Raw genomic sequence first — 23,717 nt, 5'->3', positions numbered from 1 at the left:
GCACCGCTGTGAAGCGGTGGGCGCAGGCCGCTCAGTCGTTGTGCAGCGTGTCGATAATCGCCTGCGTGATGCCGCGCCGGTCATACGACGCGCGCTGGATCATGCCGACCGTGCGCAGCACCGGCGGATTCGAAATCGACAGCACGCGTAGTAGCGGATCGTTTTGCCAGTTGCCGCGATGCAGAAGCGGCAGCACCGCGACGCCGACATTTTCGCGCACCAGCGCGACGATTGTCTCGATCGAGTTGAGTTCGAGGTATTCGTTGACCGTCAGGCCGACTGTCTGCAGTGCATGCTCGACGACGCGCCCGGTGCGCACGCGGCGGTCGAAACGCAGAAAGGGGTGGCTGCGCAGAATTCGCCGCGGATCGTTGTCACCGATTTCGCGGCTGACCACCAGCATCAGCGGCTCTGTGTATAGCGTCGTCCACTTCAGCGTGTCAGGCAGCGTCATGTCGGCACGCGCGACGACCGCCGCGATATCGACCTCACCCGCCTCGACCATCCGCGCCAGTTCGTCGGAGCGCGACGACAGCAGCCGCACATCCAGTTGCGGATGCGCGGCCTTCAATCGCGCGATGACCAGCGAGAGCGCGCCGATCACCGACACCACCGCGCCGATGGTCACCGGCCCGACCATCGAGTCCGCCGGCGTCGCTTCGAGTTCGTCCAGGAGGTCGAAAATCTGCTCGACCTTCGGCCAGATATCTTGTCCGTGGCGGCTCAGCGCGATCTGCCGACCGCTGCGGTCGAACAACTGGCGGCCGAGCGCCTGTTCGAGCCCGCGCATCTGCAAGCTGACCGCCGCCTGGGTCAGCGCGACGCTCCTGGCCGCTGCCGCGAATGATCCGGTGCGCGCGATGGCCCGAAAGGTTCTCAACATGCGCAGGGTCGGCATCGCTCATCCCCAAGAAAAAGTTAAGTATCAGTAAGAAATATTAATATTTTCTGTCGTCAAGCGCACCACATAATCGCCGCGAGGACAGCCTTGAACAGGACTACCAGCTCGATATGGAGTTTCCCAGCATGACCGATGCCGCCCGCCGACCGGTTCTGGAGGTGCGCGGCTTTTCGTTGAAGTTCTCGCGCGCTGCCGAGGTACCGAACCTCGTCCACGACGTGTCGTTCTCAGTCGGCACTGGCGAGACACTATGCATCGTCGGTGAATCGGGTTGCGGCAAGAGCGTGACGTCGCTCGCGCTGATGGGTCTGCTCGCGAGCCCGCCTGCACAACGCGTCGCCGGCACCGCGCATTTCGAAGGCAAGGACCTGTTCTCGCTAACCGAGCGCGAACTGGCTGATATTCGCGGCAACCGGCTGTCGATGATCTTTCAGGAGCCGATGACGTCGCTGAACCCGGCGTTCACGGTCGGCGACCAGATCGCCGAAAGCATCCGGCGACATCGCGATGTCGAGCGCGGGCAGGCGCGCGAGCAGGCGCTCGAAATGCTGCGGCTCGTGCGCATCCCGGCGCCGGAAACCCGGCTCGATGCATACCCGCATCAGCTCTCCGGCGGCATGCGCCAACGCGTGATGATTGCGATGGCGCTCGCGAACCGCCCGCGCCTGTTGATCGCCGACGAGCCGACGACCGCGCTCGACGTGACGATCCAGGCGCAGGTGCTGGCGCTCGTGAAAAATCTGCAAGCCGAGACCGGCACCGCGATGGTGTTGATCACGCACGATCTCGGCGTCGTCGCTGAAGTCGCCGACCACGTCGCGGTGATGTACGCGGGCCGCATCGTCGAATACGGCACCGTTGCCGATCTGTTCGACGACCCGCAGCATCCCTACACGATCGGCCTGATGGGCGCGATTCCATCGGTCGGTAAGCGCGAAGGCGCGCTCGCGACGATCCGCGGTTCGGTGCCGTCGCCCGAGTTGATGCCGAACGGCTGTCGCTTCGCGCCGCGCTGCCCCTTCGCCGAGCAACGCTGCACCGACGCCGCGCCGCCCGACAAGGTAATAGCCGGTGTGCATCGGGTCGCGTGCTGGCTCGCTCCGGTCGAACAGGTTGCCGCGCCGCTGTTGCGCAAGGAAATTGCATGACGACGCCCAATACACCGACGCCGCACGCACACCCGGCCTCGAATTCGCAGACGCCGATCATCGAGGCGCGCGCGCTGACGAAGCATTTTGGCGGTACGCGGCATCTCTTCACACGCTCGCCAACCGTCTATGCAGTCAACGACGTGTCGTTTGCGGTCGACCCCGGCGAGACGTTCGCGATCGTCGGCGAATCGGGCTGCGGCAAGTCCACACTGGGCCGCCTGCTGCTCCGTTTGATCGACTCGACGGACGGCCGCGTCTTCTATCAAGGCAACGACATCACGCATCAGCAAGGCGCGCCGCTGCGGCGGCTGCGCCGCGAAATGCAGATCATCTTTCAGGATCCGTTCGCGTCGCTGAATCCGGGCATGACGATCGGCCAGATCGTCGGCGAACCGATCGCGCTGCACGGGCTCGCGCGCAACGGCGCCGAGCATCGCGAGCGCGTCGCGCAACTGCTGCGCACGGTTGGCCTGCAACCGGCCTACGCGGACCGTTTCCCGCACGAATTCTCCGGCGGCCAGCGACAACGAATCGGGATTGCGCGCGCATTGGCCGGCGAGCCGAAGCTGATCGTCGGCGACGAGCCGGTGTCGGCGCTCGACGTCTCGGTGCAGGCGCAGGTGATCAATCTTCTCGAAACACTGAAACAGGATCTCGGCCTCACGCTGATCATGGTCGCGCACGACCTCGCGGTGATTCGCCACATGAGCGACCGCGTCGCCGTGATGTACCTCGGCGAGATCGTCGAGCTGGCTGAAGTCGATGCACTGTTCGACGCGCCGCTGCATCCGTACACGCAAGCGCTGCTGCGCGCGATTCCGGCGAGCAGCCCGCACGAGCGGCGTGCGAAGCCCGCGTTGTCCGGCGATCTGCCGAGTCCGACCGCGCCGCCTTCCGGTTGCCGTTTCCATACGCGCTGTCCGCATGCGAAGCCGCACTGCGCGCAAGCGCGGCCGATCAGCGAGCGCCTCGAGGACGGACGGCAGGTCGCATGCCACTTCTGGCGCGAGATCCAGAACGCCGGCGGCGGCGCACCGCTGGCCACGAGCGTCAGCCCGAAATTGATCGAGCGGCTCGCGATCTACCGCGACCGCCAGGCGACGCTCGCCGCTGGCGGCGGCGATTGAGCCGGTGGTCGAGATGAAAATCGGGTGAAGAATCGAGCTGCCGCCGCTGTGCTGCCCGCTCACCAAACCGTTTGTGAATTGGAAAACAAAGGGAAGTCCTCATGCGAAGAATATTGATTGCCGCGGCGCTCGCACTCAGCGCTACCGGCGCGATGGCCCAGACCAGCCAGACGATACGGATCGGCTTGCAGGACGACATCGGTTCGCTCGACCCCGCACGCAGCGTGCAGCTCGTCGACCGGATCGTATTTGCGTCGCTGTGCAACGCGCTGGTCGATATCACGCCCGACCTGAAGATCGTGCCGATGCTGGCGACGTCGTGGACGACGAGCGCCGACGGCAAGACGCTCACGTTCAAGCTGCGGCAAGGGGTGAAGTTTCAGGACGACGAGCCGTTCAATGCGGCCGCCGTCAAGGCGAACCTGGACCGCGACCGCACGTTGCCGACGAGCAACCGCAAGAGCGAACTTGCGTCGGTCGATCACGTCGACGTGATCGACGACTACACCGTCGCAATCGTGTTGAAGCAGCCAGACGCCGCACTGCTCGCGACGCTGACCGACCGCGCCGGCATGATGCTCGCGCCTAAGACGCTGGCCGATCCGGCGGGCGTCGCCGCGCATCCTGTGTGTTCGGGCCCGTACAAGTTCGTTCAGCGCGTGCAGAACGATCGCGTCGTGCTAGAGAAATTCCCGGGCTACTGGGACGCGGACAAATACCCGGTCCAGCGCGTGATCTTCCTGCCGATTCCGGACAGCACCGTGCGCCTCGCAAACCTGCGTTCGGGTTCGCTCGACATGCTTGAGCGCCTCGCGCCGTCCGATGTCGCGTCGGTCAAGAGCGACGCGAGCTACAAGTTCGCGCCGGTCAGCGGCTTCGGCTATTACTACGTTACGTTCAACATCGGCAACGGCAAGCGCAGCAACGCGCTGCTGAAAGACAAGCGCGTGCGGCAGGCGTTCGAACTCGCGATCGACCGTGACGCGATCAACCAGGTGATCGGCGCGGGCATCTTCGCGCCGGCGAATCAGGCGGTGCCGAAGTCGAGCCCGTACTACAACGCGTCGCTGCCGATGTCGCATCGCGACGTCGCGAAGGCGAAGGCGCTGCTGAAGGCGGCGGGCCACGAGCACGTCGACATGGAGTTCACTTACCCGAACAACACGGTGTCGAGCCAGATCGTGCAGATGATGCAGGCGATGGTCGGCGAAGCCGGCTTTAACCTGAAGCTGCGGCCGACCGACTATGCGACCGAGCTCAATGCCGCGCACAGCGGCGACTTCGAGGCGATGTACCTCGGCTGGTCGGGCCGTGTTGATCCGGACGGCAACCTGCATCAGTTCAACACGTGCGCCGGCAACCTCAATTACGCGCATTACTGCAACGCCGAAGTCGACCAGCTGCTCGACGCCGCGCGCGTGAAGCTGACCGCCGCGGACCGCAAAACGCAGTACGACGCGGCGTCCAGGCTGCTCGCCGACGACGATCCGATCATCTACGTCTACAGCCAGCCGTGGCCGTTCGAACTGTCGAAGAAGGTGCAAGGCTTCACGCCTTATCCCGACGGCCTGATCCGCCTACGCGGCGTCAGTGTCAAGGGCTGACCGATCATGCTGCAGATCATTGCAAATCGCGTGCTGGTCGCCATTCCGACGCTGATTCTCGTGTCGATGCTGATCTTTGGCCTGCAGAAGCTGCTGCCCGGCGATCCGGTCATGGCCATGGCCGGGGAAGATCAGGATCCACAGTTGATCGCGTCGTTGCGCGTCAAGTACCACCTCGACGAACCGGTGCCGACGCAGTACGCACTGTGGGTTCGTGACGTCGTGCACGGCGATCTCGGCGCGTCGCTGCGCACCGACGTGCCGGTGACGTCGCTGATCGCGCAGAAGCTGCCGGTCACACTGCAGCTCGCGGCGATGGCGATGATCTTCGCGATCGGCATCGGCATTCCGGCCGGCGTCATCTCCGCCGCAAGCCGCGGCGGCGCGCTCGATTACGGCGCGAACATCTTCGCGCTGTCCGGCATGTCGATCCCGAACTTCTGGCTCGGGATCATGCTGATCTTCATCGTCTCGGTGCGCTGGCACCTGCTGCCGTCGTCCGGCTACGTGTCGCCGGCCGAAGACTTCTGGCTCAGCATCAAGACCATGTTGATGCCCGCGTTCGTGCTCGGCGCCTCGCTCGGCGCGCAATTGATGCGCCACACGCGCAGCGCGATGCTGAGCGTGCTGCGCACCGACTATATTCGGACCGCGCGTGCCAAGGGGCTGCTGCGCGGCACCGTCGTCGTCAAGCACGCTTTTCGCAACGCGCTGGTTCCTATTGTCACGGTGCTCGCGCTGCTGTTCGGCGAACTGCTCGCGGGTGCGGTGCTGACCGAGCAGGTTTTCACGATCCCCGGCTTCGGCAAGCTCATTGTCGATGCCGTGTTCAATCGCGACTACGCGGTCGTGCAGGGTGTCGTGCTCGTCACCGCGCTGTGCTTCATCGTCGTGAACCTGTGCGCCGACGTGCTGTACGTCCTCCTCAATCCCCGACTGAGACGCAGCTGATGGCTACTTCCGCCAACCCCGTTCACGCGTCGGCCGCTGCGTCGCAGACGACCGCACTGCCGCGCCGCAAGCGTCGTGGAATCGCGAAGTTCATGCGCAATCGCGCCGCCGTGTTCGGCGCGGCGCTCGTGCTGCTCATCGTCCTGATGGCGGTATTCGCGCCGTGGCTGTCGCATTATGACCCGGTGCAGGCGAGCTTCATGACCGTGCGGCAGGCGCCTTCTGCCGTGCACTGGTTCGGCACCGACGAACTCGGCCGCGACGTGCTGAGCCGTCTGCTGTGGGGCGCGCGCGCGTCGCTGCTGGCGGGCGTCGTGTCGGTCGGCATTGCGGTCGTGATCGGCGTGCCGCTCGGCTTGCTGGCCGGCTATTTCGGCAAGCTCGTCGACGGAGTGATCTCGCGAATCGCCGATGCGTTGCTGTCGATTCCGTTCCTGATCCTCGCCATCGCGCTCGCCGCGTTCCTCGGACCGAGCCTGACCAACGCAATGGCCGCGATCGGCATCTCCGCGATGCCGCGCTTCGTCCGGCTGACGCGCGGCCAGGCGATCACCGTGAAGGCCGAGGAATACGTCGAAGGCGCGCGGGCAATCGGCCTCGGCCACGCGCGGATCATCGTGCGGTACATCCTGCCGAACGTGCTTCCGCCGATCATCGTGCAGGCAAGCCTGACGATCGCGACCGCGATCATCGCCGAAGCGAGCCTGTCGTTTCTCGGGCTCGGCCAGCTGCCGCCGGCGCCGTCGTGGGGTTCGATGCTCAACACCGCGAAGGATTTTGTCAGTCAGGCGCCGTGGATGTCGATTTTTCCGGGCATCGCGATCTTTCTGGCCGTGCTCGGTTTCAACCTGCTCGGCGACGGCCTGCGCGATGCGCTCGATCCGCGCGAGTCGTAACCCGAGTCCGTCACCGCCTCGATGGGCCGACGGCCCCCTCATTACTCTCGTTTGAGTTTTTCAATGACACGTTTCAATTGGCAAAACCCGTATCCAACACCCCGTTTGCCCGTGTTCGCGCGCAACATCGTTTCGACGTCCCACCCGCTTGCCGCACAAGCCGGCTTGCGGATGTTGTGGAAAGGCGGCAATGCCGTCGATGCGGCGATTGCCGCGGCAGCGGCGATCACGGTCGTCGAGCCGGTTTCGTGCGGCCTCGGCAGTGACGCGTTCGCGCTCGTCTGGGACGGCGCGAAGCTGCATGGGCTGAACGCGTCGGGCGTGTCGCCCGCCGCGTGGAATGTCGATTACTTCAAACGTAAGTACGGTGAGGAAAACGGTCTCGCGAAGCACCCCAAGCGCGGCTGGGATGCAGTGACGGTGCCGGGCGTAATCGCCGGCTGGGAGGCGCTGCATCAGAAGTTCGGCACGCTGCCGTTCGCCGACCTGATGGAGCCGGCGATCGAAATCGCCGAGCGCGGCCATGCGGTGGCGAGCGTCGTTGCGTACAAGTGGGCGGCCGCTGTGCCGGAACTGAAGGACCAGCCGGGCTTCGCCGAGACGTTCATGCCGCGTGGCCGCGCGCCGGAAGTGAGTGAACTGGTGCGCTTCCCCGGGCACGCGAAGACGCTGCGCAAGCTGGCCGAACAGGGCCCGCGCGCGTACTACGAAGGCGAGATCGCCGAACAGATCGCCGCGTTTTCGCGCCAGGGTGGCGGCGCGCTCACGATGGACGATCTGCGCAACTATCGCGTCGACTGGGTCGAGCCGATCAGCAAGGACTATCGCGGCCACACGGTGCACGAAATTCCGCCGAACGGCCAGGGCATTGCCGCACTGATCGCGCTCGGCATTCTCGAACAGTTCGACGTGGGCGCGCTGCAGGTTGACGGCATCGAATCGCAGCATCTGCAGATCGAAGCGATGAAGCTCGCGTTCGCCGACGTCTACCAGTACGTCGCCGATCCGCGCTCGATGGAGGTCACGCCCGAACAGATGCTCGACGACGCGTACCTGAAGTCGCGCGCGAAGTTGATCGACCCGAAGCGTGCCACGCAGTTCGATTTCGGCATGCCGAAGGCGGGCGGCACGATCTACATGTCGGTGGCCGACGAGCGCGGCATGATGGTGAGCTTCATCCAGTCGAACTACATGGGCTTCGGCTCGGGCATCGTCGTGCCGGACGCCGGCATTTCGCTGCAGAACCGCGGCTACGGGTTCTCGATGGATCCGAAGTCGGCGAACGTGGTCGAGGGCGGCAAGCGACCGTTCCATACGATCATCCCTGCTTTCCTGACCCAGCAGGTCGACGGTCGCCAGGAAGCGGTGATGAGCTTCGGCGTGATGGGCGGCGACATGCAGCCGCAAGGCCATCTGCAATCGATCGTGCGCATGCTCGACTACGGTCAGCAGCCGCAGGCCGCGTGCGACGCGCCGCGCTGGAAGGTCAATCGCGACTTCACGGTTGACGTCGAAGCGACGCTCGATGAGGACACGGTGCGTGCTCTCGAGGGTCTCGGCCATACGATCAAGTCGGTCGACGATCCGTATATGGACTTCGGCTCGGGACAGTACATCTGGAAGCTCGATCGCAACGACCCTGAGCGCGGTTATGTCGCCGCGAGCGACACCCGGCGCGACGGGCTGGCCGCCGGGTTCTGATCCTGGCAGCCGTGCCGTACAAGATGCCTGAGCCTCGCAGGTGGCGACCCGCCCCTTGCGAGGCTCGGGCTCAACGATGCCACGCATCCGTGTACGATTTGATCGGGCTGGACAGACGGGCGGTCTCAGGCTCAGCGTCAGGCGCGATCATCAGTGGTTCAGACAGAAACACGCGCTCGCGGCTTCGGCAGGCGACAGGCCACTGTGGAAGTAAGCCTGCAATCGCCGCACGATCGCATCGTCCGGCTCCCAGGGCACGCGAATGAAGCCTTCTCCGACGGCTTCTTCGTACACGGCGTTTGCCCATGCGCACAGGTCGAGTTCGAACGAAAAAGGCAGTGCTATCTGGTTGGACTGGATGAACATGACAACCTCCACAACATCGAACATGTGCGTGGTCAAATCACGCAGATGCGAATAACGGCGGCGGATAGATACGACATTTCCTCGTTTCAACGATTTGGACGCGCGGTGGTCTTGATCATTGCGACAAGCAAAGCGGCCACGACGACGAGGAAGCCGGACATGTAGATAAGCACGACGGTCATCATCGGTTGCTCCTCCTTCAGATATGCCGCAAGTGCGGCGGCCACCACCGGCTGACAGCATGGGCCGCGATGCGCGCAGCAGATCCACGGCAAAGGCCGCGAGACAAACCGTGAGCGTCAATCGTCGAGAAACCGGATTTAAGTTCGCGTATTGATCGAACGAACTGGTGATAAACAAGACTGACCATGCCAGGTGCATCGTGCTCGCACACTGGCCTTGAAAACAATGTACAGGTGCGAGCCACACGAAACCATTCTACGAACGGTTCGAACGCCGGTGCATGTAGATAGGAATCTCATACCCGCGTATAACTCGCGTGATGGCGGAAGGCGAAGAAAATCGTCCTGACGAAGCAGGGGAACTGAAGCTGTGAGCGACCGGATTGCGTGGCCCGGCGCGACGGCAATCTCCTGACGAACTGCGAACGCGCTATGGCCGACCCAGCGCAAGATTGAGCAATCGCTCGACAGTGATGGCGTCAACGGGCTTCTCGAGGAAAGGGGGCGCACCTCTGGCCTGGATTTTGGCCTCAACGGCGTCAGTCGGGAATCCCGAGGTGAAAATGATCGGAATGGCGTACCCGAGGGCCAGAAGATGGTCGTGCAGTTCGATTCCGGACAAGCCCGGCATCCGTATATCCGAAATCAGGAATGACGTTTCGCCGACTGACCCCGACTCCAGAAATTCTTCCGCCGATGCAAACACTCGCGCCTGCCACCCTAGCGAACGAACCAGACTCGCGGTCGCCACCCGGGCACCCTCATCGTCGTCGACGATGGAAACAATTTGAGAAGACACAAGCGACGGGCCTCGACACACTGAAAGCGGAGCGTGCCAGACGAAATCGTGTGGCATGCGACTCAAATCAATCGTAGCTCGGAAGCCGCAGCACGGAAATGATACGAATGTATAAACGGGTCATAAGCGTAGCGTCGATCCGGATGCGTCTCGATCTTGCTCTCGACCATTACCAATTATTGTCCTGTTTATCACGCCGGATCGCCCTTCAGGACGCTTCGCTAATCGAAGGCAGGCTGAACTGGAAAATGGCCCCGTGCCCGGCATTGTTGGACGCCCACACTTGTCCACCGTGGGCCTCGATGATCGAACGGCAGATCGACAACCCCATGCCCATCCCTTCGGCCTTCGTGGTGAAGAATGCGTCGAACAGCTGGTTTGCGCTTTCCGGATCGATCCCCGGGCCAGAATCCTGTACGGCGACCACGACGTGACCATCGCTATCCCGATGGGACTCGACCCGTAGTTCACGTGAGTCGCCGCCGATGTCAGCCATCGCCTGGATACCGTTTATGACCAGATTGATGAGCACTTGCTGAAGCTGGACCCGATCGCCGAGCAACGCAGGCAGCCCGGAGTCAAGCTCGAGGCGCAACGAAACGCGATGATTCAGGACTTCGCGCTGAACCAGGGCTACGACATCATTGATCACATCGTTGAGTTGCAGCGGCGTCTTCCGCGGGGCAGCCTTCCTGGTGAGCGTGCGGATACGCCGGACAATTTCGCTCGCGCGCCTACCTTCGCCGATCATATGCTGCACACAGGCCCGCACCTCTTCCGGCTGCGACTCCCCGCGGCCGAGCCATCGCAGACAGGCTTCGCCACTGGTCACGATCGCGCCTAGCGGCTGGCCGACTTCGTGTGCAATGGATGCACTCAGTTCCCCAAGCGTTGTTACGCGAGTTGCATGAGCCAGTTCCACCTGCAACGCTTGCAACTGCTCTTCTGCCTGTTTGGCCGCGGTCCGCCGCGCTGCGAGTTCCGCCTCGGCCTCCTTCTGTTCGGTCAGGTCGAGCACGAACGCCACGCCGTTTTCCTCCGAGCCCTCGATTAGCGCGCCGCCGACCAGAACCGGGATGCGACTGCCGTCCTTGCGAATATATTCCTTCTCATAGGGCGGGGAACTCCCGCGCTGCCGTAGGTCGTCAATCGCCCGCGCATCGGCGGCGCGATATTCCGGAGGTGTCATGGTGGCCCATTGGACATGGCCGGACAGCAGATCTTGTCGCGAATAACCTACGATCCGGAGAAACGCGTCGTTCGCGTCGGTGGCGATACCGGCCACGTTCCAGAAGAACACTCCGATGATGTTCGATTCGACCAGCCGCCGGATGCGTGCTTCGCGCAGGCGTAGCTCCTCCTCGGCCAGCTTGCGCTCGCTGTTCTCGCGTTGCAGGTCGGCGTAGAGCAGCGCGTTCTCCAGCGAGATCGCAGCCTGCGAGGCCAGCAGTTCCAGCACGGTCACGCGTTCGGGAGGGAAAGCATGCGTGGCCAGGTTGTTCTCCAGATACAACAGGCCGATCAACGCAGAGCGCCGCATGATCGGCAGGCACAATACCGACTTCGGTCGCCGGCGGGCAAAGTAGTCGTCTGCCGCAAAGGGATTCGATTGCATCGCATCTGTCAACAATACCCGCTCCTGGCAGCGGCGCACGTAATTGATGATGGACGCGGGCAGCACCGATTCGCGTACGGCCGATTCCGGCAACGCCTGTGCGGGCCGCGCCCGGCCCAGATGCCGCCGTACCTGGATCGTCTGCTGCTCGACGCTCGCTTCCGCCGCGAGGACCAGACTCTCGTTGCGTGCGAGCAGCAAATGGCAGGTCTGAGCCCCGGCATTTTCAAGCAGGATGTGCATCAGCGTGTCGACGAGATCCTCGAGCACGATCTGGCCAGAGATGGCCTGGGAGGCCTTGGTGACCGATAGCAGATCCAGTTGCTCGACACTACCGAATGCAGTGACCGCCGATGAAGCCGGCTCTTCGCGCAGTTGCGGCGCGCGCGCGTCGATCTGTCTGACCTTACCGTCGGCGCCCCAGCGCGCAAAGCAGTCGCGCGCCTTTCGCATGTATGTGTCGGCAATAGTCTCGAATCCACGCGTCCGGTAGAACGCCGATGCGCGCTCATAAGCGATTGCCTCGTTATGGACGAAGTGGTGCTCGCGTGCCGAACGAATGGCCTGTTCGTAAAGCCGCATGGCGTCGGGGTCGTGCGTCTCGAGTCGAGCAATCTCCGCGGCTATCAGCGCGGCGCGGTTCGTGAAATTCTCGGGGCAATTGTTCGACCACGTCTCGAGCTGCCTCTGGTGAGCGGACAGCGCCTCCAGATGCCTGGGTCGTTCGTCAGCCGATACCGAATCGCAGTGTGCTGCGCGCGCCAGCGCGCCATAGAAATGATACTCCGCCACCTCGAAGCAGAATGGCGACGCCCACAGCAACGGTTCAGCATTCGATGCCGCCGCGATGGCGCAAGCGTAGTCAGCTGCATGGAAACGCGCTTGCAACTTGCGAATCCAATACCAGCAAGCGACAAGTGCCAGCCCTGGATCTGCGGCCAAATGCTGCTCGAACCGGTCTTCGTCGAACGCGGCATCGTTGAAGGAGCCGAATTCGGGCGTCAGACCGCGGAGTCCATTGATCAGCCTGAGTTGCGCAGTCATGACGTCGGCGACGAATTCGAACCGCATTTTGCGTGCGAACTCGAGGCCACTTTCGGCTTCTCGCTGCACATCGCCGAGTGGGTCTCCAGCAGCCAGGAGATTGGTGATCAGGTTGTTGCCGCAATAGCCCGAAAACGTAAGGTCGCCAGTTTGGTTGGCCGTGTCGAAGGCGAGCCGCAGTATGGCTCGACCCGAACGTATGTGCGCCGTCCAGGGCACGATGAAGGCGCCAAAGCCGGCGTAGACGCGAGCTTTGAAGCGATCCATCCTGTGCTTCTCGACGAGATCGACGCCGAGCTTGCCGAACCGAAATCCAGCCTCGTAATCACCGAATTGCGGCCCGAGGGTCATGCCGAGCATGACGTAGGCGAATCCCGATCCATCGCTATTGCCATGCTCGAGGCTCAGATTCGCCATGCGACCGGCGACGAGGCAATACAGGTTCATGTCGGTGGCATGGGCGGGCGGCTGGACGGCTGTTAGTACGTCCAGGGTGGCACGGCACACGGGATCGGTCATCAGAGGCAATTCGAGGAGCTGCTCGATCGAGCGGCTGCCCATCCGTTGCCACAGTTGTTTGTACTCCTGCTGCACCTCCTCCTTCCGCGGGTGCGCCGACCACGTAACGCCGACGGCACGGAGATATTCGAGGCTCACTTCAACGGCGCGGTCGGCTTGTCCCGCGTTCATATAAAGGGCCATGCGCAGGCACGCGACGGCGGCCTTATCGATGAGGTTTGCGGCGCGGTTTGAAAGCATCGACAGCCGTTGTTCCGCCGTCGTCAGGTAGCTGTTGAGGAATTCGCATTCGGCACGCTGAAAGCCGAGCGAGAACGTGAGCGCATCGTGCCGGTTCGTACCATCCTCTGTCACCAGTGCGTCTCCGGCAGTGAAATAGGCCAGTGCCGATGCGTAGGCCGTCGCTGCCTTGGCACGCATGCCGGCGCTGAGATTGAGTTCAGCGATACGCTCGCATTCTTCAGGCGCCTTGATCAGCGCGGCGCCCCGATTGAACTGGTTTGCCACATCGAACAGATGATCGGCGAGCTCGTCGGCCGTCATGTTCGAGAGGAGCACGCGACCGATGCGCAGGTGTACTTCACTGCGGCGCTCTTCGGGAACCAGTGAGTAAGCCGCTTGCTGGATCCGGTCGTGCAGGAACTTACCGCTGCCATGGGTGCGCAGAATCAAATTTTCGCGCACGGCAGGCGCAAGTTGCTGCTCGAGTTCGGCCTGGCCGCTGACCCGCGCGAGAATCCGCAGGTCGAACTTGTTGCCGAGGCAAGCGGCCAGCTGCAGCGCTTCCTGTGCCGGGATCGGCAGTTGCCGCAACTTGCGCAACATCAGATCGACGACGTTGTCGGCGAAGTCTTTCGCTTTGATCTGTTCCAGGTCCCACTGCCATGCCTGAATCTGTGCATCGCGCCGCAGCAACCCCTCCTTGTGTAGCGCATCCAGGAATTGGATAAAGAAGAACGGGTTGCTCTCGGTGCGTTCGCAAATGAGCTGTGTGAGCGGCCCGCAGGACGCGTGTGGCGCATGCAGCGTATCGGCGACCAACTGATTCAGATGCACGGCGGACAACGGCGCGAGCTGGATGTCGATCACCGGCGTGCCGCTGTGATGGATCGCATCGAGGCTCTTCATAAGCGGATGCGCTCGGCTCACTTCGTTGTCGCGATACGCGCCGATTAGCATCAGATAACAGGTGTCTGGGTGAGTGAGCAGGTGTTCGACGAGCGCCAGGCTGGCGGCGTCGATCCACTGCAGATCGTCCAGAAAGAGGACTAGCGGATGTGCCTTGCTCGTGAACACGGTCACGAATTGCCGGAAGACCAGGCGGAACCGGGTTTGTGCCTCCGCCGGCGGCAGCGCCGGTACCGGAGCTTGGGTGCCGATGATCAACTCGACTTTGGGCAGCACATCGAGAATAAGCTGGCCATTGACCCCGACCGCAGCCTGCAGTTGTTGTCGCCAGCTGGCGATGCGTGCTGCACTTTCGGCCAGCAGTTGCTGCACCAACTCGCCAAACGCTTGCGTAAGGGTGGCATACGGAATGTCTCGCTGGTACTGATCGAACTTGCCTGAAATGAAGTAGCCATGCTTCGTGACAATCGGCTTGCGCAAGGTGTCGACGAGCGACGACTTGCCGATGCCCGAGTACCCGGATACGGTGGCAAGCGCCGCCCGGCCGGTGGCCGCCATGAGTTCGAATACACCGAGGAGCGCATTCAATTCCTGATCGCGCCCGTACAGTCTGTGTGGAATCTGGAAGCGATCCGATAGATCGTCCGTGCCGAGCCGGAACGGCTCGATCCGGCCGGAGGCGCACCATTGCGCCAGACAGCGGTCAAGATCGGCTTGCACGCCACGCATGCTTTGATAGCGATCCTCCGGTAGTTTGGCCAACAGCTTCATCACGATGTCGGACACCGGTTGCGGCACCGCGGGCGCGATATCGCACGGCGGCGGTGGCATACGGGCGATGTGGCAATGCGTCCATTCCAGCGGATCGCTCGCCTGGAACGGCAACTGACCGGTCAGCATGCGATAGAGCAACACGCCCATCGAATAGCAATCGGTCCGGTAATCAACCGGCCGATTCATGCGGCCGGTTTGTTCGGGGGACATATACGCCCACTCGCCCACGGATACGACAATGTCCTCTTGCGAGACGGTGTGTTCCTGGGTCGTTGCGAGGCTGAAATCCACCAGCAGAACATGGCCAGTGTCTGGCGCGACCAGAATATTGGCCGGCCGCAGATCTCGATGGATGACGTGGGCGGTATCGACGCCCGCCAATGCATCGGCCAGGTGATGGGCGATAGCGAGGCAGCGAGGCAGGTCCGGGCGCGGGCCGTGGCACAAAATTGTCTCGAGCGATTCGCCCGAGAAGTCTTCCATAACCGATACCAGGCGTCCGCGGTCATCGATCAGGGTAAGCGGCTTGGCAACGCCAGCAATGTTCAACCTTTGAAGGAGCAGATATTCGAGCTTGAAACGAGCGGACTGGACTGCGCCGGCGTGTTCGGGAAGGAGCTTCAGAAGCACCGGCCGCCCATCTGTCAAGCGTCGGGCACGGTAGAGGTCCGAGCCCGCCGTCACGTAGACCCGATCAATGGTCTGACAATTCGCGACTATCATTGTCCCCCCTTGTCTGCCGCGACCCGGCCCGACACCTGCACGTTGCATTCCGCTGTTGAATGGGGTCCATGCCTGCACGGACGTTGGCCACATCCAAAATAATCACGTGACGACGGCAACGATTTACAATTAGTTTACTCGGTTGCCAATGAGACGCAGAAGCATTGGCAAGTTGAAAATGGGTCCATGCCAGTGGGGTGCGACCGCATTCCGGCTTCCCAAGGTGTCAAGATGACCACTAGACCGACCCGCCGAACGACGGACAAATCCGAAACAACCGACGCGTCCGTCATCTACGTCGTCGATGACGACAAAGGAATCCGTCTGGCCCTTGACCTGCTTTTGCGCTCGGTAGGCTTGCGCGTCGAAACGTTCGAGTCGCCGGACGAATTTCTCCAGTTTCCTCATTCCGCAGGACCGAGCTGCCTCATCCTCGACGTGCGACTCCGCGGGAAAAGCGGCATGGCTTTTCACCAGGAAATCGTCAATAGCGGCATGCGTATTCCCGTCGTATTCATGACCGGTCATGGAGACATCGAGATGGGGGTGAAGGCAATGAAGGCTGGCGCGCTTGATTTTTTTGCGAAGCCATTCAAAGACCAGGACATGCTCGACGCAGTTGCCCACGCCTTGGCGCGAGACAGCGAACGGCTCGCTGCGGAAGCCGCGTTAGCCGGTCTACGCGCTGCGTACCAGTCTCTTTCGCCGCGCGAGAAAGAGGTGATGGGCTTTGTCTTGTCCGGCCTGCTGAACAAGCAGATTGCCTCTGAGATGAACTTGAGCGAAATCACGGTCAAGGTGCACCGTGGACAGGTCATGCGAAAAATGAACGCGCGCTCTATGCCAGACCTCGTGCGCAAGGCCGAATCGCTTGGTATCAAGCCCTGTCTGCCCGACGGCCGTCAGTGCTGAGCGCGGATCTGCCCGTGTTTGCCGCTCAACAGGAGATTCGCTTGACGCAGCAAGCTCAGTGAAATCTCCTTACCGCACTTATACGTCCGTATAAGCCGGTTACGCTAATGCGGCATCGGTATATCCAACCGTAGAGTAGACTCGCCCTCCGGCTAAATCTACCCTTCTCTTATCGCGGCACGCTTGCTCTCCTTGCAGCGCAAAGCTCGCAGTTCGGCCCGACGACCCCATGGCGCTTTCGGATGGCCGCCCGACCGGTTCGCTTCTTAACGTCCCCAAGGAATCATCGTGTCATATGTTCTACGCAGCTGGATCCATATCGGGAGCAACTCCTACGGCGAGTACACGTTCGTGCCGTGGCTAGGGAGGACCATTTATCGCCGTACCGTCGACTTCTCCGCCATATGCATCCAGTAGCCGCAAAGTCGGGAGTTGCTCGGCCGCTGCCTCACTCTTTGCTAAGGATCGCAAACGATCGTGAACATCCCTCATCGCCTCGGCCGGACCGGGTTACTTCAGCGCCCGAGGTTCGGAACCCGTGGACGACGACGCTCGCAGCCATCGGTCACTCTTTTTCTCCGCCAGACCCGATGCGGAGTCCTCGGACCTGTGCGGTCGCTCCCGCTTGGGGGGTGAGCCGCTCAATTCGCGTAAATCGGAGGGCGGTGACGTGCGTACCTATACTGTGACGATCGTGGAGGAACTGTCCAATTCGCTCTTCGCATTGCGCTGGCACGACCCGACGCGTTGCAACTACGAGGAGCAAATCTGGGCACTATGCTTCGCTCCCGCGGCGGCGCGTTGCGCCCTGTCTGGCGAGCGCATCCGCAAGGGCGACCCGGTCTACCGTCCCCGAATCCGCGGATCGTTCAAACCACTCAACAGCGAAGCAGTGATTCTGGCCAGCGAGCTGCGCAAGGCCAGCACACGTGGCTGAGACGCGCGGGCCGTCGCAGAGTGCGCGCCAGGGTTTGGCGACAAACAGTTCAACTTGAAACCGGACGCGTCTCGACGATCACGCGCATTTCGCACGGTTAGCTATCGCTTTCGTCATCGGTGACGCAGAGCAGCGGCCCCGTCGTTCACCGGATCGCCGGAGCGAAAGCGTTGCCGATATTCGGCGGGACTGATCTGAAGCCGGCGGCTAAACGTACGCCGAAGCGTATCCGCGCTCTCAAAGCCGCAACGCTTCGCGATTTCGCCGATCGGGTGGCGGGTGCTTTCGAGGTAGCGGCGCGCCGCATCGATGCGCGCGTCGTTCAGGAATGCGATGAGGCTGACGCCGCATTCCTTGGTGAAGATGCGGGACAGATTGCGCGGACTCATTTTGAGGCGGCGCGCAAGCGACGTGGTCGTGTGATTCAGATGAAGGTTGTCGAGCAGGTACTGCTGAATTGACTGGATCTGGGAATCGCTGGCGGCCTGGGTTTCCAACAGGGGGCTGAATTGCGATTGGCCGCCCGCGCGGCGCACATATACGATCAGATACTTTGCGACGTCGAGCGCCATTTGCTTGCCGAAGTCTTCTTCGATCATGACCAGCGCGAGATCGATGCCGGCGGTCACGCCTGCGGTCGTGTAGAGGCCGCTGTCTTTTACGTAGATCTGGTCGGGTTCGACCTTCGCCTTCGGAAACATTGACGAAAGACGCGTGGCGTCCATCCAGTGGGTCGTGACCGTACGGTTGTCGATCATGCCGGCGGCGCCGAAAGCAAAAACGCCGTTGCAGATAGCGGCGATCCGCCTCGTGCTCTTGTGCTGCTTCGCGAGCCATTCGCTGAGCGTCGAGTCTTCGAGTACTTCGAATACGCCAAGGCCGCCGGGCACGATTACCGTGTCGAAATGCGGACACGGATCGAAGATGGTCCGGTCCGGCATTACCGTGAGCCCGCTGGAAGACAGCACACTACCGCGCGTCGTGCCGATCGTCAGCATTTCGTATTCGCAGGCTCCCTGACTGAGGATGCGGACCTCCGCAAAGGCGTCCTTGGGCCCGGCGATATCGAGCAGCTGGAATCCGGGGAACAGCACCATTCCGACGGTGATCTTGCGCATAGGGGTCAGTCAAAATGGAGCCGAGGCTGGCGCGACGCATGCCGCATGCGCTCGCCTAGCGGCTCGCCTCGAGTTCGTCGAAGCGCCGGGTTCGGTAAAGCACCATCGATACGAGCCAGCTCGCGGCGAAGATGCCGATGATGATGTAGCCCAGCGTGCCGAAGTTGTCGTTCAGCGTCCCGATAGCATCCCACAGCTTGCCTTCGAGCTTCAAGTGGTCAGAAATCAGGCCCAAGGCCTCGATCGTGCCGACCAGCAGCGCGACCGCGACCGACACCAGTGTGATCGTCATGTTGTAGTAGATCTTACGAATCGGCTTGAGATAGGCCCAGCCGTAGGCCCCAAGCATCAGGTGACCATCGAGCGTATCCACCAGCGACATTCCCGCGCTGAAGAGCGCCGGGAACACCATGACCGCCCATGGCGAAATGCCGTGCGAAGCCTGCGACGCGGACATGCCGAGCAAGCTCACCTCAGTCGCGGTGTCGAAGCCCAGTCCGAACAGAAAGCCAAGCGGGAACATGTGCCAACTGCGCGTGACGAGCCGAAACATCGGGCGAAAAATCCGCGCGAGAAAGCCGCGATCGGCTAGCAACATGTCGAAGTCGTCGTCGACGTAGGCACCGCCTGCGCGAACGTGGCGCCATGCCTGGAAGATCGCTTTCAGAATCAGCAGGTTCAGGAACGCTATTGCGAACAGAAAGACTGTCGACACCGACGTGCTGATCAGGCCGCCCAATTCCTTGTATTGGGCAAAGCGTGTGCTCAGCACGCTTGCGACCGCCACGACCGCGAGCGAGGCGATGACGATGATGGTCGAGTGACCGAGCGAGAAGAAAAAGCCCACGGCGACAGGGCGCCTTTTTTCCTGCATCAGCTTGCGGGTCACGTTGTCGATCGCGGCAATGTGATCGGCATCGACCGCATGGCGCAAGCCTAGTCCATAGGCGATCAACGCGGTGCCAAGCAGCACCGGGTGGTCCCAGAACGACACGAACGCCCAGATCCACGCGGCGGCATTAGTTACCAGCAGCAGGCCGTAAATGCCAAAGAGCTTGCGCTGGACCTGAGGATCGGATCCGGTAAGTACATTGGACAGTTGCTTGAGCATGATAGATATCCTGATGAAACTTCGTTACGCGATATGGCGAGCATTCTCGTGCCCTTGTCTGAACGCCGGACGCAAGGGCACGGCTCAGTCGCTGGACGGACGCAATGCGCGCAGATTCAGCGACGCCATGTCTGCGGCCGACAGCACCCCAGCCTGCGTCACGGTCTTTTCGAGGGCGAGCAGAAAGCGCTCGTAGTAGTCCCACGGTGGCTGCCCCGCGCAGTATCCGTCTTCCCATTCCGCGATCGACTCGATGAGATTCTGGCGGAAGTCTTCCCACTCGAAGTGCCCCGCCTTCGACAGCGAAAGCGCGAGCCCGAATACCTGCCGCTCCCATGGCTTGTCGAACAGCAGTTTGCCGTGCATGCGCGGCGGAGAGTCCGGATGTCCAAGCATGCTGGAGGCGGCATATTCCTCGAACCGGGTAAACATGATCAGACCGCCGGCCGAGGCGATGCGTCAGGCGAGGGCACCAGCGCCACACCCATCATCGCTTCGGGTGTCACGAGCGCGGCCAGTTCCGCTTCGCTCATGCCTTCAGTGCCCGCGGGCCGCTCCGGGATGACGAACCAGCGGATTTGCGCGCTGCTGTCCCATACCTTGACTTCTGTCTCGTCCGAAACCGGCACGCCGAACTCCTTCAGCACGGCGCGCGGTTCGCGCACGCCGCGCGCGCGAAACACCGGGTCCTTGTACCAATAGGGCGGCAGACCCAGCACAGGCCAGGGATAGCAGGAGCAGAGCGTGCAGATGATGAGGTTGTGAACGCCGTCGCCGTTGGCGACTGCGGCCATGTGTTCGCCTTCCGCGCCTTCCATCCCGGCCGGGAAGTCCATTTCCGCAATCGCCTTCGGCGTGTCTTCGACAAGGCGTTCTCTGAACGCCGGATCGATCCACGCGCGCGCCACAATTTTCGCGCCATTGAACGGGCCAGCCATCGTTTCGAAATGAGCCAGCACGGTATCGACCGAGTCGCTGCCCAGCACTCCTTTCTCGATCAGAAGCGCTTCGAGCGCCCGTACCTTGGCCGCGCTCGCGGCCTCGCGCTCGTCGTCGTATTTGAAAAGTTCGCTCATGTTGGTTCCATACCAGGTGATGGGTGTAGAGATTCAGTTCGATGCATCGAGATACGCTTCGTATAGGTCGGCGTAGATCGTCGTGTTTGGCTCGCTCTTTTCCTTGCCCCAGATGTCCTCGGCCTTGAATGCAACGCGATAGACGGGCATCGGCTCGCCGATGCCATCTGGCCCTGTCGAAACGAAGTAGGAGTAGGCACCCGGATAGACGAAGTCGATCACACCGCGCTTGTTGCGCAGGTAGCCGGGCAAACGCGTGTGATCGACGGCGGCCGGATCGGCGATGCACACCTGGGCACCGGGTTCGAAGCGCGGCGTCTGCGTCAGTGCGTTCAGCCCCGAATCGCCTTTTGCAAGGTAGTCGTTGATCTGCGAGGCAATGGCCGGATTCGGCTGCGCGGGCAACGGCGCATCGGGCTGGGCGCGGTAATGCGCGGTCTTCTGCGCGAGCTCGTCGGCCGATACATAACCCTGATCGATGAAGAATTGCGAAATCCCCATCAGCCACTTTTCGTAGTACCGGTATTTGAAGTATTCGAACGGCTGCATGCCTTCGGCGCCGGTGCGCAGCGACGCCCAGGTCCACGTATTCCTGAACGTGGTAGGCAGCGTCGCCACCGGGTACTTTGGCAATGCGTCCGACAGATGCCTGCTTTCCGCCATCATCACCGTATGAATGCCGAAAATACGCTTCTCCCACGGCTCGACGAAAACCCGTGTCTCGACATTGACGGGTCCGAGGTTTTCGAGCCCGCCAAGGCTGTGCTGTAGTTTCATGACGTGCGATTCCTGAAGTGGGGGGTCAGTTGAGTTGAGGCTGAGCCTTGTGGCTTAGTGCTTCGCCGAACGCTTCGGAGACGATGCCGAAGACGGCGCCGGTGACGAGCGCGGCGGCAGCCACCAACGCGGGGTTCTGGATACCGACCGTGGTAATCGCCTTACCGGTGGCGACTGTGGTGCCGACCGTCGAAGCGAAGCCCCACACGACGGCGGGCAGCACATTCAGCAGCTTCAGTTTCGACACCTGCACCATCGCCGCACTTCCGACGCCGACGCAGATCGCTGCGGCGAGCGGGGCCGTGCCGCTACTGGCGATCGCCATCAACGAGAGCGACGCGATGACGAGGCCGGTGAGATTCGACGCGACGCTCTGCACGAAGCCGCGCGGACCGCCGCCGACCACGAAGAACGATGCCCACGCGATAAACGTGACCCAGACGGGGACTGGAAACACCGTTGCCGTGACGTAGGTGTCGACGACGGCGAGCACGCCGATACTGACGGTAAGCGCATCAGTCTTTTTCATTGCAGACTCCTCGAGATAAGTTGGCTAGTGGATACAGCTGAGAAACGATTCGCGTAGTCGTGGAAAATCCAGATTGCGGCCGATGAACACGAACTTGTTCTCGCGCGGCTCGTCCTTCTGCCATGCGCGTCCGGGTTTGGCTTCCAGCAACATATGCACGCTATGGAAATGGAACTGTCGCGCTTCGGCGTGAAAGTTGAGGACGCCTTTCATGCGCATCAGTTGCTGGCCTTGCTTTTGTACGAGTTCGTTAATCCAACGGTTAAAGCGCGTGGCATCGAGGTCGCCCTTTTCGACCAGCGCGCACGATTGGATCGACACGTCGTGTTCGTGGTCGTGAGCGCCTTCGTCGAGCAGATCGGGCTCGATCGCGAGCAGCGTGGGGAGCGAGAAGCGGCGCACACCCAGCAGAGCGTCCGCGCGGATTTGCGAGCGGGTCGAGGTGATGATGGCGGCGGTTGGATTCAAAGAACGGATCGTTCGTTGGACGGCGACTAGCTCGTCTTCCGTGATCAGGTCGAGCTTGTTGATCAGAATGACGTCGGCGAACGCCACCTGCTCGCGCGCAATGTCGTCATCGAGTTGCCGGCGCAGATGCAGCGCGTCGACCACGGTGACGACCGATTCGAGATCCACGGCTTCGCGCAGGTCGGGATCGGCGAGGAACGTTTGCAGGACCGGTGCCGGATCGGCGAGTCCGGATGTCTCGACGATCAGGCGCTGCATGGGGGCCGTGCCGGTGTGCGAACGCGCCAGCAGCGCTTTCACACTATCGACGAGGTCCGCGCGCACCGTGCAGCACACGCAGCCGTTATTGATTTCGACCAGCGCCTGTTCTTCGGCGACGATCAATTGTCCGTCGATGCCGACTTCGCCGAATTCGTTGACGACCACGCCGATTGATCCCGGCGCCCGTTGCTGCAGCAACTGATTGACGAGAGTGGTTTTACCCGAGCCGAGAAACCCGGAGATGACAGTGACGGGAAGCTTGAGCGGTGTGGGTGTGCGAGTCATGAGAGAGTCCGTTGCTGATCGAGACTGACTCAATAGAGCGAGTACCAGGCCTGTCGCCGTCATCCGTCTGTGCAGGAAATCAGCTTGTCCCGAATGCACGGGAAATGTGGCTGTTTTTGTCCGAGGCGGACATTGAGGACAACATGGTGCGATCAGGCGGCATGAATCCGATGCCAAGCGCTGGTGCAGGTGTGAGATTCGATGCCCTGCGACGGTGCGCAATGTTCGGTAGCTATGCGCTGCGGTGGCGATGACGACTCTGGAAAACGCTAATGAGCGCGGATTCAGCAATAACGGGCATTGCCTACGGCTGTTCCGCTCTCAGAAGGCGATGTCAGTTTTCACTGAAAGTAAATAAACAAGTGATTTTCGGTGAAGTCATAACGTGCCTCCCGCGGATAAGCTATTACTTCCCACTTCCGAGTTCCCCGTACATTGACCCACATGCGATGTCTCAGGCGGCACCTTCATGCATTGCCCACCAGCTATACGTTCAATGGCGACTGCTGATGCATTCGATATCCAACGGTACCGATCATAGTTTGCGAGTAACACCAGAATGACAAACAAGACTGCCGCACAGAACATTCGCGAAGCCGCCCTCGATTACCACGAGTTCCCCACCCCGGGGAAGATCGCGATCGCCCCGACCAAGCAGATGATCAATCAGCGCGACCTCGCGCTGGCGTACTCGCCTGGCGTCGCGTTCGCGTGCGAGGAAATCGTCGAGAACCCGTTGAACGCCGCGCGCTTCACCGCGCG

General features: G+C 61.9%; 19 protein-coding genes and 1 pseudogene. 9 read left to right on the top strand and 11 right to left on the bottom strand.

The window, feature by feature from the left end:
* Positions 1 to 31: 31 nt before the first annotated feature.
* Positions 32 to 898 (bottom strand): LysR substrate-binding domain-containing protein, encoded by an 867-nt coding sequence (locus ACQKRQ_RS23990; protein ID WP_408179750.1) that lies wholly within the window; start codon positions 896 to 898, stop codon positions 32 to 34.
* A gap of 128 nt (positions 899 to 1,026) precedes the next feature.
* Between ACQKRQ_RS23990 and ACQKRQ_RS23985 the strand changes: the two genes are divergently transcribed.
* The 6 genes from ACQKRQ_RS23985 to ggt all read left to right on the top strand — a co-directional run bounded on the left by ACQKRQ_RS23985 (position 1,027) and on the right by ggt (position 8,331).
* Positions 1,027 to 2,049: an ABC transporter ATP-binding protein gene (locus tag ACQKRQ_RS23985; protein WP_427479844.1), complete on the top strand. Its 1,023-nt coding sequence runs from the start codon at positions 1,027 to 1,029 to the stop codon at positions 2,047 to 2,049.
* Positions 2,046 to 3,179: an ABC transporter ATP-binding protein gene (locus ACQKRQ_RS23980; RefSeq protein WP_427479842.1), complete on the top strand. Its 1,134-nt coding sequence runs from the start codon at positions 2,046 to 2,048 to the stop codon at positions 3,177 to 3,179. The genes ACQKRQ_RS23985 and ACQKRQ_RS23980 overlap by 4 nt, the downstream gene beginning before the upstream one ends.
* Positions 3,180 to 3,280: 101 nt before the next feature.
* Positions 3,281 to 4,783 carry an ABC transporter substrate-binding protein gene (locus ACQKRQ_RS23975; RefSeq protein WP_427479840.1) on the top strand — a complete coding sequence of 501 codons (1,503 nt, stop codon included), beginning with the start codon at positions 3,281 to 3,283 and terminating at the stop codon, positions 4,781 to 4,783.
* Between the two features lie 6 nt (positions 4,784 to 4,789).
* Entirely contained in the window at positions 4,790 to 5,734 is a 945-nt protein-coding gene (locus ACQKRQ_RS23970) for an ABC transporter permease (RefSeq protein ID WP_132379805.1), read from the top strand.
* Entirely contained in the window at positions 5,734 to 6,630 is an 897-nt protein-coding gene (locus ACQKRQ_RS23965) for an ABC transporter permease (RefSeq protein WP_132379807.1), read from the top strand. The genes ACQKRQ_RS23970 and ACQKRQ_RS23965 overlap by 1 nt, the downstream gene beginning before the upstream one ends.
* Before the next feature lie 63 nt (positions 6,631 to 6,693).
* Positions 6,694 to 8,331, top strand: coding sequence for a gamma-glutamyltransferase (gene ggt / locus ACQKRQ_RS23960; RefSeq protein WP_427479837.1), 1,638 nt, complete (start codon positions 6,694 to 6,696; stop codon positions 8,329 to 8,331).
* Between the two features lie 150 nt (positions 8,332 to 8,481).
* On the opposite strand, the gene ACQKRQ_RS23955 is transcribed toward ggt, so the two are convergent.
* The 3 genes from ACQKRQ_RS23955 to ACQKRQ_RS23945 all read right to left on the bottom strand — a co-directional run bounded on the left by ACQKRQ_RS23955 (position 8,482) and on the right by ACQKRQ_RS23945 (position 15,481).
* On the bottom strand, positions 8,482 to 9,057 hold the full coding sequence (locus tag ACQKRQ_RS23955) for a hypothetical protein (protein ID WP_427479835.1): 576 nt from the start codon (positions 9,055 to 9,057) through the stop codon (positions 8,482 to 8,484).
* A 252-nt stretch (positions 9,058 to 9,309) separates the two neighbouring features.
* Complete coding sequence (locus ACQKRQ_RS23950; protein ID WP_427479833.1) at positions 9,310 to 9,678, bottom strand: response regulator transcription factor; 369 nt, start codon at positions 9,676 to 9,678, stop codon at positions 9,310 to 9,312.
* Between the two features lie 208 nt (positions 9,679 to 9,886).
* Positions 9,887 to 15,481 carry a trifunctional serine/threonine-protein kinase/ATP-binding protein/sensor histidine kinase gene (locus ACQKRQ_RS23945; RefSeq protein WP_427479831.1) on the bottom strand — a complete coding sequence of 1,865 codons (5,595 nt, stop codon included), beginning with the start codon at positions 15,479 to 15,481 and terminating at the stop codon, positions 9,887 to 9,889.
* Positions 15,482 to 15,712: 231 nt separating this feature from the next.
* On the opposite strand from ACQKRQ_RS23945, the gene ACQKRQ_RS23940 reads away from it, so the two are divergent.
* Positions 15,713 to 16,393, top strand: coding sequence for a response regulator transcription factor (locus tag ACQKRQ_RS23940; RefSeq protein ID WP_132381217.1), 681 nt, complete (start codon positions 15,713 to 15,715; stop codon positions 16,391 to 16,393).
* 670 nt (positions 16,394 to 17,063) lie between these two features.
* Positions 17,064 to 17,330 (top strand): DUF3331 domain-containing protein, encoded by a 267-nt coding sequence (locus ACQKRQ_RS23935; RefSeq protein ID WP_243658403.1) that lies wholly within the window; start codon positions 17,064 to 17,066, stop codon positions 17,328 to 17,330.
* Between the two features lie 113 nt (positions 17,331 to 17,443).
* On the opposite strand, the gene ACQKRQ_RS23930 is transcribed toward ACQKRQ_RS23935, so the two are convergent.
* The 7 genes from ACQKRQ_RS23930 to ACQKRQ_RS23900 all read right to left on the bottom strand — a co-directional run bounded on the left by ACQKRQ_RS23930 (position 17,444) and on the right by ACQKRQ_RS23900 (position 22,955).
* Positions 17,444 to 18,448 (bottom strand): GlxA family transcriptional regulator, encoded by a 1,005-nt coding sequence (locus tag ACQKRQ_RS23930; protein WP_408179758.1) that lies wholly within the window; start codon positions 18,446 to 18,448, stop codon positions 17,444 to 17,446.
* Positions 18,449 to 18,503: 55 nt separating this feature from the next.
* The gene (locus tag ACQKRQ_RS23925; RefSeq protein ID WP_132379814.1) at positions 18,504 to 19,559 is read right to left on the bottom strand and encodes a HoxN/HupN/NixA family nickel/cobalt transporter; all 1,056 of its coding nucleotides are present in this window, start codon (positions 19,557 to 19,559) and stop codon (positions 18,504 to 18,506) included.
* Positions 19,560 to 19,643: 84 nt separating this feature from the next.
* The gene (locus ACQKRQ_RS23920) at positions 19,644 to 19,991 is read right to left on the bottom strand and encodes a nitrile hydratase accessory protein (RefSeq protein ID WP_427479828.1); all 348 of its coding nucleotides are present in this window, start codon (positions 19,989 to 19,991) and stop codon (positions 19,644 to 19,646) included.
* 2 nt (positions 19,992 to 19,993) lie between these two features.
* Positions 19,994 to 20,635: a nitrile hydratase subunit alpha gene (nthA, locus tag ACQKRQ_RS23915; protein ID WP_408179760.1), complete on the bottom strand. Its 642-nt coding sequence runs from the start codon at positions 20,633 to 20,635 to the stop codon at positions 19,994 to 19,996.
* Between the two features lie 33 nt (positions 20,636 to 20,668).
* Positions 20,669 to 21,412: a nitrile hydratase subunit beta gene (gene nthB / locus ACQKRQ_RS23910; RefSeq protein ID WP_427479826.1), complete on the bottom strand. Its 744-nt coding sequence runs from the start codon at positions 21,410 to 21,412 to the stop codon at positions 20,669 to 20,671.
* Between the two features lie 25 nt (positions 21,413 to 21,437).
* On the bottom strand, positions 21,438 to 21,941 hold the full coding sequence (locus tag ACQKRQ_RS23905; protein WP_427479824.1) for a DUF1097 domain-containing protein: 504 nt from the start codon (positions 21,939 to 21,941) through the stop codon (positions 21,438 to 21,440).
* 24 nt (positions 21,942 to 21,965) lie between these two features.
* Positions 21,966 to 22,955, bottom strand: a complete 990-nt coding sequence (locus ACQKRQ_RS23900) for a CobW family GTP-binding protein (protein WP_427479822.1) — start codon at positions 22,953 to 22,955, stop codon at positions 21,966 to 21,968.
* A 559-nt stretch (positions 22,956 to 23,514) separates the two neighbouring features.
* On the opposite strand from ACQKRQ_RS23900, the pseudogene ACQKRQ_RS23895 reads away from it, so the two are divergent.
* Positions 23,515 to 23,717 (top strand): annotated as a pseudogene (locus tag ACQKRQ_RS23895) (hypothetical protein); the annotation flags it as partial.

Source organism: Paraburkholderia sp. NPDC080076 (genome assembly GCF_050281145.1).
GTDB lineage: Bacteria > Pseudomonadota > Gammaproteobacteria > Burkholderiales > Burkholderiaceae > Paraburkholderia.
This window is presented reverse-complemented; position numbering and strand designations above follow the sequence as displayed.